Source organism: Nonomuraea zeae (assembly GCF_005889725.1).
Classification (GTDB): domain Bacteria; phylum Actinomycetota; class Actinomycetes; order Streptosporangiales; family Streptosporangiaceae; genus Nonomuraea; species Nonomuraea zeae.
This window is the reverse complement of sequence record NZ_VCKX01000069.1, coordinates 1-11,888: the sequence shown is the minus strand read 5'-3', so window position 1 is coordinate 11,888 and position 11,888 is coordinate 1. Positions and strand designations below refer to the sequence as shown.

At 74.3% G+C, this 11,888-nt stretch carries 13 protein-coding genes; 11 read left to right on the top strand and 2 right to left on the bottom strand.

Annotation, left to right across the window (positions count from 1 at the left end; genetic code table 11):
- The first annotated feature begins 65 nt into the window (after window positions 1-65).
- The 11 genes from ETD85_RS22645 (at window position 66) to ETD85_RS22595 (ending at window position 8,254) form a co-directional block, all read left to right on the top strand.
- Window positions 66-704 carry a DNA/RNA non-specific endonuclease gene (locus ETD85_RS22645; RefSeq protein WP_170246796.1) on the top strand — a complete coding sequence of 213 codons (639 nt, stop codon included), beginning with the start codon at window positions 66-68 and terminating at the stop codon, window positions 702-704.
- A gap of 90 nt (window positions 705-794) precedes the next feature.
- Complete coding sequence (locus ETD85_RS22640; protein ID WP_138691770.1) at window positions 795-1,403, top strand: biotin transporter BioY; 609 nt, start codon at window positions 795-797, stop codon at window positions 1,401-1,403.
- A gap of 7 nt (window positions 1,404-1,410) precedes the next feature.
- Window positions 1,411-2,772, top strand: a complete 1,362-nt coding sequence (locus ETD85_RS22635; protein WP_138691769.1) for a class I adenylate-forming enzyme family protein — start codon at window positions 1,411-1,413, stop codon at window positions 2,770-2,772.
- Window position 2,773: 1 nt separating this feature from the next.
- Window positions 2,774-3,922, top strand: a complete 1,149-nt coding sequence (locus tag ETD85_RS22630; RefSeq protein WP_240779308.1) for a thiolase family protein — start codon at window positions 2,774-2,776, stop codon at window positions 3,920-3,922.
- An 89-nt stretch (window positions 3,923-4,011) separates the two neighbouring features.
- Entirely contained in the window at window positions 4,012-4,686 is a 675-nt protein-coding gene (locus ETD85_RS22625) for an energy-coupling factor ABC transporter ATP-binding protein (RefSeq protein ID WP_138691768.1), read from the top strand.
- Window positions 4,683-5,288 carry an energy-coupling factor transporter transmembrane component T family protein gene (locus ETD85_RS22620; RefSeq protein WP_138691767.1) on the top strand — a complete coding sequence of 202 codons (606 nt, stop codon included), beginning with the start codon at window positions 4,683-4,685 and terminating at the stop codon, window positions 5,286-5,288. Before ETD85_RS22625 ends, ETD85_RS22620 begins: the two co-directional genes overlap by 4 nt.
- 52 nt (window positions 5,289-5,340) lie before the next feature.
- Complete coding sequence (locus ETD85_RS22615; protein ID WP_138691766.1) at window positions 5,341-5,706, top strand: ArsR/SmtB family transcription factor; 366 nt, start codon at window positions 5,341-5,343, stop codon at window positions 5,704-5,706.
- A complete protein-coding gene (locus tag ETD85_RS22610; protein WP_138691765.1) occupies window positions 5,706-6,311 on the top strand; it encodes an SRPBCC family protein in 606 nt (201 codons plus the stop codon). The genes ETD85_RS22615 and ETD85_RS22610 overlap by 1 nt, the downstream gene beginning before the upstream one ends.
- A 7-nt stretch (window positions 6,312-6,318) precedes the next feature.
- Window positions 6,319-6,717, top strand: a complete 399-nt coding sequence (locus ETD85_RS22605; protein WP_138691764.1) for a VOC family protein — start codon at window positions 6,319-6,321, stop codon at window positions 6,715-6,717.
- Between the two features lie 243 nt (window positions 6,718-6,960).
- Window positions 6,961-7,533, top strand: coding sequence for a TetR/AcrR family transcriptional regulator (locus ETD85_RS22600; protein WP_138691763.1), 573 nt, complete (start codon window positions 6,961-6,963; stop codon window positions 7,531-7,533).
- Between the two features lie 82 nt (window positions 7,534-7,615).
- On the top strand, window positions 7,616-8,254 hold the full coding sequence (locus ETD85_RS22595; RefSeq protein WP_138691762.1) for an NAD(P)-dependent oxidoreductase: 639 nt from the start codon (window positions 7,616-7,618) through the stop codon (window positions 8,252-8,254).
- Between the two features lie 21 nt (window positions 8,255-8,275).
- Here ETD85_RS22595 and ETD85_RS22590 read toward each other — a convergent pair whose 3' ends face one another.
- Together ETD85_RS22590 and ETD85_RS22585 are read right to left on the bottom strand one after the other, a co-directional pair.
- Window positions 8,276-9,421 (bottom strand): SWIM zinc finger family protein, encoded by a 1,146-nt coding sequence (locus ETD85_RS22590; protein WP_138691761.1) that lies wholly within the window; start codon window positions 9,419-9,421, stop codon window positions 8,276-8,278.
- Window positions 9,418-11,888 (bottom strand): DEAD/DEAH box helicase (locus tag ETD85_RS22585; RefSeq protein ID WP_138691760.1); only part of this gene is annotated, 2,471 nt, incomplete at its 5' end. The genes ETD85_RS22590 and ETD85_RS22585, both read right to left, overlap by 4 nt.

The following is an 11,888-nucleotide window of genomic DNA, read 5'->3' as shown; positions in this document are numbered from 1 at the left end:
TTCGCCCTGTCCTGTGGCCACGCCTGACCGGCGAATCCCCTTTTTTCACGAGAGGAACGACCTCCGTGCCCGCTACCCGATTGCCCACTGCCCTGCGAGGGGCGGCCGCCGCGCTCGTGCTCGTCGCGACGTCCACGACGGCCGCCCCCGCGTACGCACCCGAAGCCGCCGCCTGCGAGCGGCACCTCCAGCCGGATCACACCTACCGGGCCAACCAGCACACCTTCACCACCGACCGGCGGGGACGCCCGATCGACGCCCTGGCCAAGACCCTGACCGCGAAGGACGCGGAGCGCGGCGAGTGCGAGAGCACCGTCGGGAACTGGGGTGGCCGGGGCGACTGGCAGGGCGGCCATCTGATCGCCGCCTCCTTCAACGGCGTCAGCAGGCGCTACAACCTGGTCCCGATGCGCGGCAGGCAGATCAACCAGGGCCTGATGAAACGCGTCGAGAACGGCGCCCGAGCCTGCCTCGAAGGCGCGGGAACCGTGGCCGACTACCGGGTCCGCCTGCACTATCCCGACGAGAACGCGATCTCGCCCGACCGCATCCAGGTCACCATGTCACCGCGGATCTCGAACGTCTCCCGGCAGGTCACCCTCACCCTGCCCAACGAGAATCTGCCCGCCGAGCAGCTCGAATCCTGGGAAACGAAGATCACGAAAGCCTTCCAGGCGGCCCGCTGCGGTAGCGACGGGTTGTAGGAGAGGTATCGGTCATTCGCAGATGATCGTGCGGAACGTTGTGGGATCCCCCCATGACTGGAACCACCGTTGTGGTGTGGGATCGACCCCATGAAGGATGCAGGGAGACAGCGCAGGTTCCCCACGGGAGACCTGGCGAGGGTGGCCGTGTTCGCCGCGCTGATCGCGGTGCTCGGCCTGCCCGGGTCGCTGAACGTCTTCGGCAACGTGGTCCCCATCACGCTGCAGACGCTGGGTGTGATGCTGGCGGGCGCGATCCTCGGCACGTGGCGGGCCGCGCTGGCCGTCACGGTGCTGCTCGTGCTGGTCGCCGCGGGGCTGCCGCTGCTGTCGGGCGGCAGGGGCGGGCTTGGCGTGTTCGCCGGGCCGTCGGCGGGATTCCTGATCGGCTGGATCCCGGGCGCGGCGGTGACCGGCTGGCTGGTCGAGCGGGCGGGCCGCAACCCGGGGATCGTCAGCCTGGTGGTGGCGTGCCTGGTGGGCGGCGTGGGGGTGATCTACCTGATCGGCATCCCCGTGCAGGCGGCGATCACCGGCGCGGCCCTGTGGCCGACGCTGCTGGCCTCCGCCCAGTTCCTGCCCCTCGACCTGGTCAAGGCCGTGGTGGCGTCCGGGGTGGCCAGGGGCACGCAGCGGGCCTACCCGGACGCGGTGCCCGCCGTGCACCGCGAGCGGCTGCGTACCGGCGGGGGGCGTTGACCCCTCGATGCCCGTCGCCGAACACGTGCTGCGGCACGCCGCCGAGCGCCCCGCGCGCCCGGCGGTCCGCGGCCCTCAGGGGGAGCTCACCTACGCCGAGTTCGCCGAGAAGATCCACGGTGCCGCACGGCACCTGCTCGGGCGGGGTGCCGGCCGGGGCGCGCTGGTCTCCGTCGGCCTGGGCGACCCGGTCGAACTGCTGACGGCCGTGCTGGCGGCCGACCTGGCCGGTGCCACGCCGCTGGTCGGCGATCCCGCCTGGGATCGCGGGCGGTGGGCCCAGGTCGCCGGCGCCGTGGACGCCCACGTCGGCGCGCCGGTGCCGCACGCCGGCGGTCCGCCGGTCCGGCCGCGGGCGGCGCCCGGCGATCGGGCGTGGGCCTGCTTCAGCTCGGGCAGCACGGGGCGGCCCCGCGCCGTGGTGCGCACCCGCGCGTCGTGGACGGGCTCCTTCCCGCATCTGTGCGGCCTGGCCGGGATCGGGCCCGACGACGTCGTGCTGATCCCGGGCCCGCTGTCCTCTTCCCTGTACGCCTTCGCCGCCGTGCACACGCTCGCCACCGGCGCGACCGCGGTGCTGCCCGGCCGCTGGCCCGGCGGGTCGCTGGCCGCCCACCTGTCCAGGGCCACCGTCGTGCACCTGGTGCCGCACCGGCTGCCGGACGTGCTGAAACAGCCGGGCGCGCTGCGCACGGCCGTCGTCGGCGGCGCGGCGCTGGACCCCGGGGCGCGGGCCGCGGCGGCGTGCGCGGGGGTGGGCGTGGTGTCGTACTACGGGGCCACCGAGCTGTCGTTCGTGGCCGTGGACGCCGACGGCGGCGGGCTGCGGCCGTTCCCCGAGGTCGAGATCGAGGTCAGGGCCGAGGCCGGGGAACCGCTGGGCGCGGTGTGGGCGCGTTCGCCGTGGCTGGCCGACGGCTATCTCGGCGACGCGGCCGGGCCTTTCCGGCGGGACCCCGACGGATGGGTGAGCGTGGGGGACGTGGCCGAGCCGTACCGCAGCGGTGAGGTGCTGCGGGTGCGCGGCCGTGGCGACGGCGCGATCCAGACCGGCGGGGCCACCGTCGTGCCCGAGGACGTCGAGGAGGTGCTCAGGAGGGTGCCCGGCGTGGGGGACATCGTGGTGATCGGCTCGCCGCACCCGGATCTGGGAGCGGTGGTCACCGCGGTCCTGGAGACCGAGGGGGTGTCGCCGCCGTCGCGGGCGCTGCTGGAGGCGACGGCCAGGGGCGGGCTGGACGCGGCCCAGCGGCCCAGACGCTGGTACGCCGTGCCGAGCCTGCCGCGCACCCAGACGGGCAAGCCCGCCCGCGCCCTGGTCGCCGAACGGCTGGCCGGCGGCGACCCCGACATCCGGCGGCTGTCCTGACATGCGCGAGCCTCGGATGAGCGAGCCGGGCGACGACGGCACGCCGGTGGTCGTGGCGGCGCGCAGGACGCCGATCGGGACGGCCGGGCACGCGTTCAAGGAGCTGCTCGTCGAGCGGCTGGCCGCCCCCGTGCTCGCGGCCGTGGCGCGCGACGTCGCCGGGCGGCAGGTCGACGACGTGGTGCTGGGCAACTGCATGGGCCCGGGCGGCAACGTGGCCAGGGTGTCGGCGCTGGCCGCCGGCCTGGGCGACGAGGTGCCCGGGCTGACCGTGGACCGGCAGTGCGGCAGCGGGCTGGCCGCGATCCTGGTGGCCGGGCAGGCGGTCCGCGCCGGGGAGATGGATCTCGTCATCGCCGGGGGCGTGGAGAGCGCGTCCACCGCGCCGTCGCGTACGCACCGGGGAGCGGCGCGGCCGTACGCGAGGGCGGCTTTCGCGCCGGACGGCCACCCCGACCCCGACATGGGCCCGGCCGCCGAGGCGCTGGCGGCGGCGTGCGGCATCAGCAGGGAGCGCCAGGACGCCTACGCCCGCCGCAGCCATGCCAGGGCGCTGGCCGCCTGCTTCGATGAGGAGATCGTCGCGATCGGCGAGCGGGCGCGCGACCAGCGCCCGCGCCCGCTGCGGGCGGCGTCGCTGGCCCGGCTGCCTGCGGCGTTCGTGGCGGGAGGTACAGTGACGGCCGGTAACTCCTCCCCGATCAGCGACGGCGCGGCGGCGGTGGCCCTGGTGCCCGAGCGGCTGCGCGCGGGCCTGCCGGGGATGCGGCTGGTGGCCGGGGCGGTGACGGGATGCGATCCGGCGCTGCCCGGGTGGGGGCCGGTGCCTGCCGTGCGGCGGGTGCTGGCGCGTGCGGGGACGGACATGGATCGGATCGCGGCGGTGGAGATCGTGGAGGCGTTCGCGGCCCAGGTGCTGGCCGTCACCGACGCGCTGGGGCTGGATCCGCTGGGCGCCGACGGGGAGCGGGTGTGCTCAGGCGGCGGCGCGCTGGCGCTGGGCCATCCCTGGGGGGCGACCGGCGCGGTGGTGGTGACCCGGCTGTTCAGCCGGCTCGTCCGGGCGGGCGCGCCGCCGGGGACGATGGGCCTGGCGGCGGCCGCGGTCGGCGGCGGGCTGGGCGTCGCGGCCCTGTTCGAGGTGGTGTGAGTGGGCGGGCCCCGCGGTGCGGGCAGGCTCGCTGACGTGGCCGGGGATTCCGGTGCGGGTGGAATTTCCGGAAGAGATGGTGGTCTGAGTTGATCGAGTTCGCCGACGTGCACGTACGCCTCGGCTCGCGTGACGTGCTGCGCGGTGTCAGCGCCCGCCTGCCCGAGCGGCGCGTCGGCGTGGTCGGCGCGAACGGGTCGGGCAAGAGCACGCTGGCCCGCCTGATCAACGGCCTGGCGCTGCCGACGGCGGGCACCGTGACGGTGCTGGGCCTGGACACCCGCCGCAACGCGGCGAAGATCAGGCGCGGTGTCGGGTTCCTGTTCACCGACCCGGACGCGCAGATCGTGATGCCGACGGTGGCCGAGGACGTCGCGTTCTCGCTGCGCCGCAAGGGCCTGCCCCGCGAGGAGGTGGCCCGCCGCGTCGGTGACGTCCTGGCCAGGTACGGCCTGGACGGGCACGCCGACCACCCCGCCCACCACCTGTCGGGAGGCCAGAAGCAGCTGCTGGCCCTGTGCTCGGTGATGGTGCTGGAGCCGGACATCCTGGTGATGGACGAGCCGACCACGCTGCTGGACCTGCGTCACTCCCGCCAGGTCGCCGGCCTGCTGCGCGACATGCCGCAGCAGGTGCTGGTGGTCACGCACGACCTGCCGCTGCTGGCGGACTTCGACCGGGTGCTGGTGCTCGACGAGGGCCGGGTCGTCGCCGACGGCCCCCCTGGCGAGGCCATCGGCCACTACCGGAAGCTCATGTCGTGAACGACCTCACCGGCTCCTACGTCCCCGGCGCCTCGCCGCTGCACCGGCTGCCGGCCGGGGCCAAGCTGGCCGGGCTGGCGGTGGCGTGCACGGGGCTGGTGCTGCTGCGCTCGCCGCTGCCGCTGGCCGGGGCGGGCGTCGTCGTGGCGGCCCTGTACGCGCTGGCCCGGGTGGGCGCGGCGGCGGCCTGGGCGCAGGTCAGGCCGGTGCGCTGGTTCGCGGTGGCGCTGTTCGGGATGCAGTGGGTGTTCGCCGACCTGGAGAGTGCGGCGACCACGGTGCTGCGCATAGTGCTGGCGGTGGCGCTGGCCGGGCTGGTCACGCTGACCACGCGGACGTCGGCGATGATGTCGGCGCTGGAGCGGTGCCTGGCGCCGGCCAGGTTCGCGGGCCTGGACCCGTTCCGGCTGTCGTTGCTGCTGTCGCTGACGATCCGCAGCGTGCCGGTCGTGGCCGGGCTGGCCACCCGGGTCAGGGAGGCGCAGCGGGCCAGGGGCGTCGAACGCAGCCTGCGGGCCTTCGCCGTGCCGCTGGTGGTGAGCTCGCTGCGGCACGCCGACGCCCTGGGCGAGGCGCTGAGCGCCCGCGGCCTGGACGACTGACCCACCAATACCGGGTTTGACTTATATAAGCACTGCCTGAAATACTCGGGCCGTGCACGCATTCGACGTCCTCGGTGACCCGGTCCGGCGCCGGATCCTGGAGCTGCTGGCCGGCGGGGAGCAGAGCTCGGGCGAGCTCACGGCCGTCATCCAGCGCGAGTTCGGGATCTCCCAGCCGGCCGTTTCGCAGCATTTGCGGGTTCTGCGGGACAGCGGGTTCGCCAGTGTGCGGGCCCAGGGCACCCGGCGGCTGTACGCCGTCGATCCCGCTCCGCTGCAGGAGGTCGATCTCTGGCTGGAGCGCTTTCGCGGCTTCTGGGGCCAGCGCCTGGACGCGCTGGCGACGGAGCTGGCCCGCGGCAAGCGCGAACGCCGCATAGCAGACGAGGCAACGGCAGACGAGGCTAAGGACAACTGATGGACATCGTCAATGAGCTCACGCGGGCGCACCGCGAGCTGCTCGACGGCAAGCGAAAGGTCCTGGTGCTACGGCGCCACTATGACGCCGAGGTCGCGGACGTGTGGGACGCCTGCACGAGCGCCGAGCGCCTCGGCCGCTGGTTCCTGCCGGTCACCGGGGATCTCCGGGTGGGCGGCACATACCAGCTCGAAGGCAACGCCGGCGGCGAGATCCTGCGGTGCGAGCCGCCGAGCCTGCTCAAGGTCACCTGGCTGTTCGGCCCCGACCCCGGCTTCTCCGAGGTCGAGGTCACCCTCTCCGCCGAGGACGGCGGCACCCTGTTCGAGCTGCGCCACACCGCCGAGGTGCCGGAGGAGATGTGGTCGCAGTTCGGTCCGGGCGCGGTCGGCGTGGGCTGGGACCTCGCGCTGCTGGGCCTGAGCCTGCATCTGTCGGGCGGCGAGCGGGTCGAAGAGAGCACCTTCCACCAGACCGACGAGGGCCGGCGCTACATCACGGCCAGCAGCCGGGCATGGGGTGAGGCGCACCGGACGGCGGGCGCCGCGCCCGACGAGGTCTCCGCCGCCGTGGCCGCCACCACCGCTTTCTACGCTCCCGAATAGGACCCCCATGACCCAGAAGATCACCACGTTCCTGATGTTCCAGAAGGGCGACGCGGAGGAGGCGATGACGTTCTACCTCTCGCTGTTCGACGACGCCAAGGTCATCGACGTCAACCGGTACGGTCCCGGGGAGCCCGGCAAGGAGGGCACGCTCAAGCACGCGACGTTCGCGCTGGCGGGCCAGGAGTACATGTGCTCGGACAGCTCCGTCCAGCACGGGTTCACCTTCACGCCGTCGATGTCGCTGTGGGTCGGGTGCGACTCCGAGGAGGAGCTGGAGCGCCTCTACACGGCCCTGCTGGACGGCGGGCAGCCGCTGATGCCGCTCGACTCCTACGGTTTCAGCACCAAGTTCGGCTGGGTCAACGACCGGTTCGGGGTGTCCTGGCAGCTCAACCTGCCGTGACCCAGGGCCGTCCCCGCCTCCGTCGGGGCGCGGACGGTTGTTCGTGGCGGGCGGCACGGGCGGTGACGCGCGTGCCGCCGACGCGCGCTCGGATGCCCGAAGCCGACCGCCTTGGTGTCGCCGTCGCGCAGGACGATGCGGGTGTCGCCGAGCGGGGGCACATCCTTGATCTGGCAGTGCCGGGAATGCGATCGACCGCGGCATAGCTTCGACAGGACTTCTAGCGATGCTAGGATCCGAGTCATGTCGATTCAGGCGCGCCGGGAGCGCGAGCGGGCGGAGCGAGAGCGGTTGATCATCAAGGCCGCCCGGGAGCTGGCGGAGAGCGAGGGGTGGGACGCGGTGACCACCCGGCGGCTCGCCGCGGAGATCGAGTACAGCCAGCCCGTGCTCTACAGCCACTTCTCGGGCAAGGGCGCCATCATGGCGGCGGCCGCCGTCGAGGGTTGCGCCGAGCTCGCCGTCGAGTTGCGCGAGGCCCGCACGTCGGCGGCCGGGCCCAGGGAGGCCGTCGCGGACGTCGCCGCGGCCTACGCCGCGTTCGCCGAGCGGCTGCCCGCGCTGCACGACGTGATGTTCACCCAGGCCGTCGACCTGCCGTTCGCCAGCCCGGAGGCGCCGGCGGCGCTACACGAGGCGTTCGCCGAGCTGCGCGAGAGCGTGCGTCCCTTCGCCGGTGACGATGAGCTGGAGGCGCTGACCGAGACGTTCTGGAGCGGGCTGTACGGCCTGCTCGCGCTCATGCGCAGCGGCCGGCTCCGCCCCGAGCAGCACGAGCGGCGGCTGGCGCTCCTGGTCAGCCGCTTCTCCGGCTGACCCGTCCCGCTCCGCCGGGCGGCGGGCGGGCGAGGTAGGGTGAGTAAGTGTTCACTCATCCTTCAGGGAAGGAGCGGGACCGATGAGGATCGCCGTCTTCGGAGCGACCGGTGGCACCGGTCTCCAGCTCCTGCGCCAGGGGCTCGACCTGGCCCACGAGGTCACCGCCGTGGTGCGCGACGCGGCCAGGCTGCCCACCGAGCTGCGTGCGCGGCTCGACGTCGTCGAGACCGACATCATGGATCCCGCCGCGATCGCGCCCGCGGTCAAGGATCGTGACGCCGTGCTGAGCGCGCTCGGCTCACGCGAGCGCGGCCCGACCACCGTCCAGTCGGCCGGCATCGCCTCCATCATGGCGGCCATGGGCCGGGTGGGCGCCCGCCGCCTGCTGATGGTCAGCGCCGGCGGCCTGGAGGCCGACGCGGGCGACGGCCCGTTCACCCGCTACGTGCTCAAGCCCCTGATCGTGCAGCGGCTGTTCCGCAACAACTACACCGACCTGGCCGAGGCCGAGCGGCTGATCAGGGCCGGCGACCTGGACTGGACGATCGTGCGGCCCGCGCGGCTGACCGACTCGGGCCGCACGAACCGGTACCGCACGGCCAGGGACCTGGCCGTGCGGGGCGGCCACAGCACCACGCGGGCCGACCTGGCCGACTGCATGCTGGAGCTGATCGGCGACCGGACCTCGATCCACCACGTCATCTCGGTCGCGAGCTGACGGGGTGAATCGACGTGCGGGCTAGAGAGCCGCCTGGCCGGTCAGCGTGGCCGGGTCGCGTTCCGGCGGGCCGGCCGGCCACCACTGGCCGTCGCGTTCGGTGAAGGGGTACCAGCGGCCGTCGCGCCCGTAGCGCAACTGCAGGGAGCCGAACGTCCACCGGTTGCGCCAGGTCTCGGGTGCCGGCGGGTGCTCGCCCTCCCATCCGGCCGCCAGCAGCGACTGCGCTCTGGCCAGGTCCTGCCGGGGCGGCGTCCACGGGGTCTCGAGCGCCTCCAGCCCGTCGGCGCCGCCGAAGCGCCAGGCCCGCACGGCGGCGTCGAGCCCGCGGGCACGCTCGCCGGGCAGGTCGTGGCCGGCGGCCAGGCGTACGTGGTCCTGGTGCTCGGTCAGCTCCGGCAGCCGGCCGCGCAGCAGCAGCTCCCGCGCCCGGTCGGCGGCCGAGGCGGCGAGGATCCCGAGCGCGGCCACGTCCACCTCGGGGGCCGGCTCCAAGGCGGGCGGGGTGAAGACGACGTCGTACGGCGGCGGCTCCGGCAGCGGTGGCACGCCCATCGCGAACGCCTCCGCGGCCCGCACCCCGACCGGCCCCGCCACGTCGGGGGCGGGAGCCGGGGCGTCGCGCCGCTGAAGGGCCTCGACCAGCTCGCGCTCGCCGCGTCCGCGCATCAGCAGCAGCACGAACGGGTCCGCGTCCAGCAGCCAGGAGACCTGGTAGCACAGGGCGGCGGCGTGCTTGCACGGGTGTCCCCAGTCGGGGCAGGAGCATTCGGGCTCCAGGTCGCCGACGGCGGGCAGCAGCGGCACCGAGGCGCCCTCGGCTGCCTCGACCAGGTCGTGCGGCATGTCGCCGTCGAGGAGCGCGGCGATGTGGCCGGCCTTGGCGGCGACCTGGTCGAGGAAGCGTTCCCAGGCGGCGTCGGTGAGCTGCTCGACCCGCACGACGGTGTCGTACTCGCTCTCGGTGACGGCGGCGATGCGGCCCGGGCTGACGGTGATGGGGCCGACCTGTCCGGTCTTGGCGTAGGCGCGGCCCTTGCGGAGCAGGACGTGGTCCAGGGAGGTGTCCTCCATGGCCTGGATCCAGGCGCGTCCCCACCAGGAGGTGGCGAAGCGGGCACCGGCGCGTTGCGGGGGGAAGGCGGGGAATCCGCGGGCGGCGTTCATCTCAGCTCCACGAGGGCGGCGAGTTCGGCGTCGGTCAGCTCGGTGAGCGCGGCCTCGCCGGAGGCGAGCACGGCGTCGGCGAGCGAGCGCTTGGCGTTGAGCATCTCGGCGATGCGGTCCTCGATCGTGCCTTCGGCGATCAGGCGGTGCACCTGGACCGGCCTGGTCTGGCCGATGCGGTAGGCGCGGTCGGTGGCCTGGTCCTCGACGGCGGGGTTCCACCAGCGGTCGTAGTGGATGACGTGGTCGGCGCGGGTGAGGTTCAGGCCGGTGCCGGCGGCCTTGAGCGAGAGCAGGAACACCGGGGCCTGGCCGTCCTGGAAGCGCCGCACCATCTCCTCGCGGCGGGCGACGGGCGTGCCGCCGTGCAGGAACTGGGTGCTCACGCCCCGGGCGGTCAGGTGCCGGTCCAGCAGGCGGGCCATGGCGACGTACTGGGTGAAGACCAGCACCGCGCCGTCCTCGGCCACGATGGTGTCGACGAGCTCGTCGAGCAGCTCCAGCTTGCCCGAGCGGCCGGGCAGGCGTGGGGCGCTCTCGTGCAGGTACTGGGCGGGGTGGTTGCAGATCTGCTTGAGCCCGGTGAGGAGCTTGACGATCAGGCCGCGCCTGGCCATGCCCTGGGCGTCCGCGATCTGGGTCATGATCTCGCGGACGACGGCCTCGTACAGGCCGGCCTGCTCGGTGGTGAGCGCGACGGGCCGGTCGGTCTCGGTCTTGGGCGGCAGCTCGGGCGCGATGCCGGGGTCGCTCTTGCGGCGGCGCAGCAGGAACGGCCCCACCAGCCGGGCCAGCCGGTCGGCCGTCGCGCTGTCTCCGGATTCGACGGGTTTGGCCCACCGGGCCCTGAACCTGCTCAGCGGGCCGAGCAGCCCCGGCGTGGTCCAGTCGAGGATGGCCCACAGGTCCGACAGGTTGTTCTCGACGGGGGTGCCGGTCAGGGCGACGCGGGCGGCCGCGGGGATCTCGCGCAGCGCCTTGGCGGTGCCGGAGGTGGGGTTCTTGACGTGCTGGGCCTCGTCGGCGACCAGCAGCCCCCACGGGCAGGCGGCCAGGCGGGCGGCGTCGAGCCGCATGGTGGCGTACGTGGTCAGCACGAATCCGGCGTCGCCGGCCGGCAGGGTCCGGTTCGCGCCGTGGTAGCGGTGGACGGGCACGCCGGGCGCGAACTTGGTGATCTCGCGTTCCCAGTTGCCCAGCAGGGAGGCCGGGCAGACCACGAGGGTGGGCCCGGCCGCGAGCTCGGCGCGATGCAGGTGCAGGGCGATGAGCGTGATCGTCTTGCCGAGGCCCATGTCGTCGGCCAGGCAGCCGCCGAGCCCGAGCGAGGTCATCCTGGCCAGCCAGCGCAGCCCGGCGAGCTGGTAGTCGCGCAGCGTGGCGGCGAGCGCGGACGGCGGGGCGGCGTCGGCCGGCTCGCCCAGGCGCTCGCGCAGGTCGCGGAGCCAGTCGGTGGGCTCGGCGTGGATCTGCTCGCCGTCGACCTCGACGGTGCCGGTCAGCGCGGCGCCGAGCGCCTCGATCCCGGTCAGGGGCTTGAGGTCGCGCTGGCGGGCCTTGCGGGCCAGGTCGGGGTCGATGAGGACCCACTGGTCGCGCAGCCGTACGACGGGGCGGTGGGCCTCGGCGAGCTGGTCCATCTCGGTGGCGGTCAGGCGTTCGCCGCCGAGGGCGAGCTGCCAGTCGAAGCTGGTCAGGTGGTGGCCGCCGAGGAAGGAGGGCATGTCGGAGGGCGCCTGGTCGCGTTCGCCGATGACGGCGCGGGCGCTGAGCCCGCGGACGAGCGCGCGGGGCCAGTGGACCTCGACGCCGGCCGCGGCCAGGCGTTCGGCGGCACCGGCGAGGAGGTCTTCCACGTCGCCGTCGGTGAGGGTGAGCTCGTCGGGCACGGCGCTGTCGAGCAGCCGGTCCAGGCGGGGCCAGGCGCGGGCGGCGCGGCGGACGGCCAGGGTGGTCTCGATCCTGGCGCGCGGGCTGAAGCCGGTCTCCTGCCCGCGCCACAGGTCGGCGGCGTCGACGACGAGCGAGGGGTCGGCCAGGCTGTGGATCTGGACGACGGCGCGGAACTCGGCGGCGGCCAGGTCGTCGGCCTCCATCCGCAGCGACAGGCGGACGCCGGAGTCGAGCCCCGCCGACACCTCCTCGGCCCAATGGCGCAGGTGCGGGACCTTGACCGGTTTCGTGGCGGCATAGGCGGTGGTGCCGGTGGCCTTGACGGCGCCGGGCGAGCGCGGCATGGCGTCGGCGACCGCGTCGAGGAAGGCACGCAGGAGCGGCTCGGCGTCGGGCAGCCGCGGCTCTCCCTCGCCGGTGGGCAGGGGGACGGCGCGCGCGGTGGCGGGCATGGCGTCGGCCAGCTCGCGGATGCGCTCGACGTCGGCGGCGTCCAGGGGGCCGGCCCGCCAGGAGTCGTGCTCGCCGGCCGTCACGCCGGGCAGGACGCGGCCGCGGGCCAGGAGTTGCAGCG

Excerpts from the sequence above, each read along its gene's own strand:
- ETD85_RS22600 (WP_138691763.1), top strand. The coding sequence starts at position 6,961 with ATGTCGATTCAGGCGCGCCGGGAGCGCGAGCGGGCGGAGCGAGAGCGG.
- ETD85_RS22630 (WP_240779308.1), top strand. The coding sequence starts at position 2,774 with ATGCGCGAGCCTCGGATGAGCGAGCCGGGCGACGACGGCACGCCGGTG.
- ETD85_RS22610 (WP_138691765.1), top strand. The coding sequence starts at position 5,706 with ATGGACATCGTCAATGAGCTCACGCGGGCGCACCGCGAGCTGCTCGAC.
- ETD85_RS22605 (WP_138691764.1), top strand. The coding sequence starts at position 6,319 with ATGACCCAGAAGATCACCACGTTCCTGATGTTCCAGAAGGGCGACGCG.
- ETD85_RS22590 (WP_138691761.1), bottom strand. The coding sequence starts at position 9,421 with ATGAACGCCGCCCGCGGATTCCCCGCCTTCCCCCCGCAACGCGCCGGT.
- ETD85_RS22595 (WP_138691762.1), top strand. The coding sequence starts at position 7,616 with ATGAGGATCGCCGTCTTCGGAGCGACCGGTGGCACCGGTCTCCAGCTC.
- ETD85_RS22635 (WP_138691769.1), top strand. The coding sequence starts at position 1,411 with ATGCCCGTCGCCGAACACGTGCTGCGGCACGCCGCCGAGCGCCCCGCG.
- ETD85_RS22640 (WP_138691770.1), top strand. The coding sequence starts at position 795 with ATGAAGGATGCAGGGAGACAGCGCAGGTTCCCCACGGGAGACCTGGCG.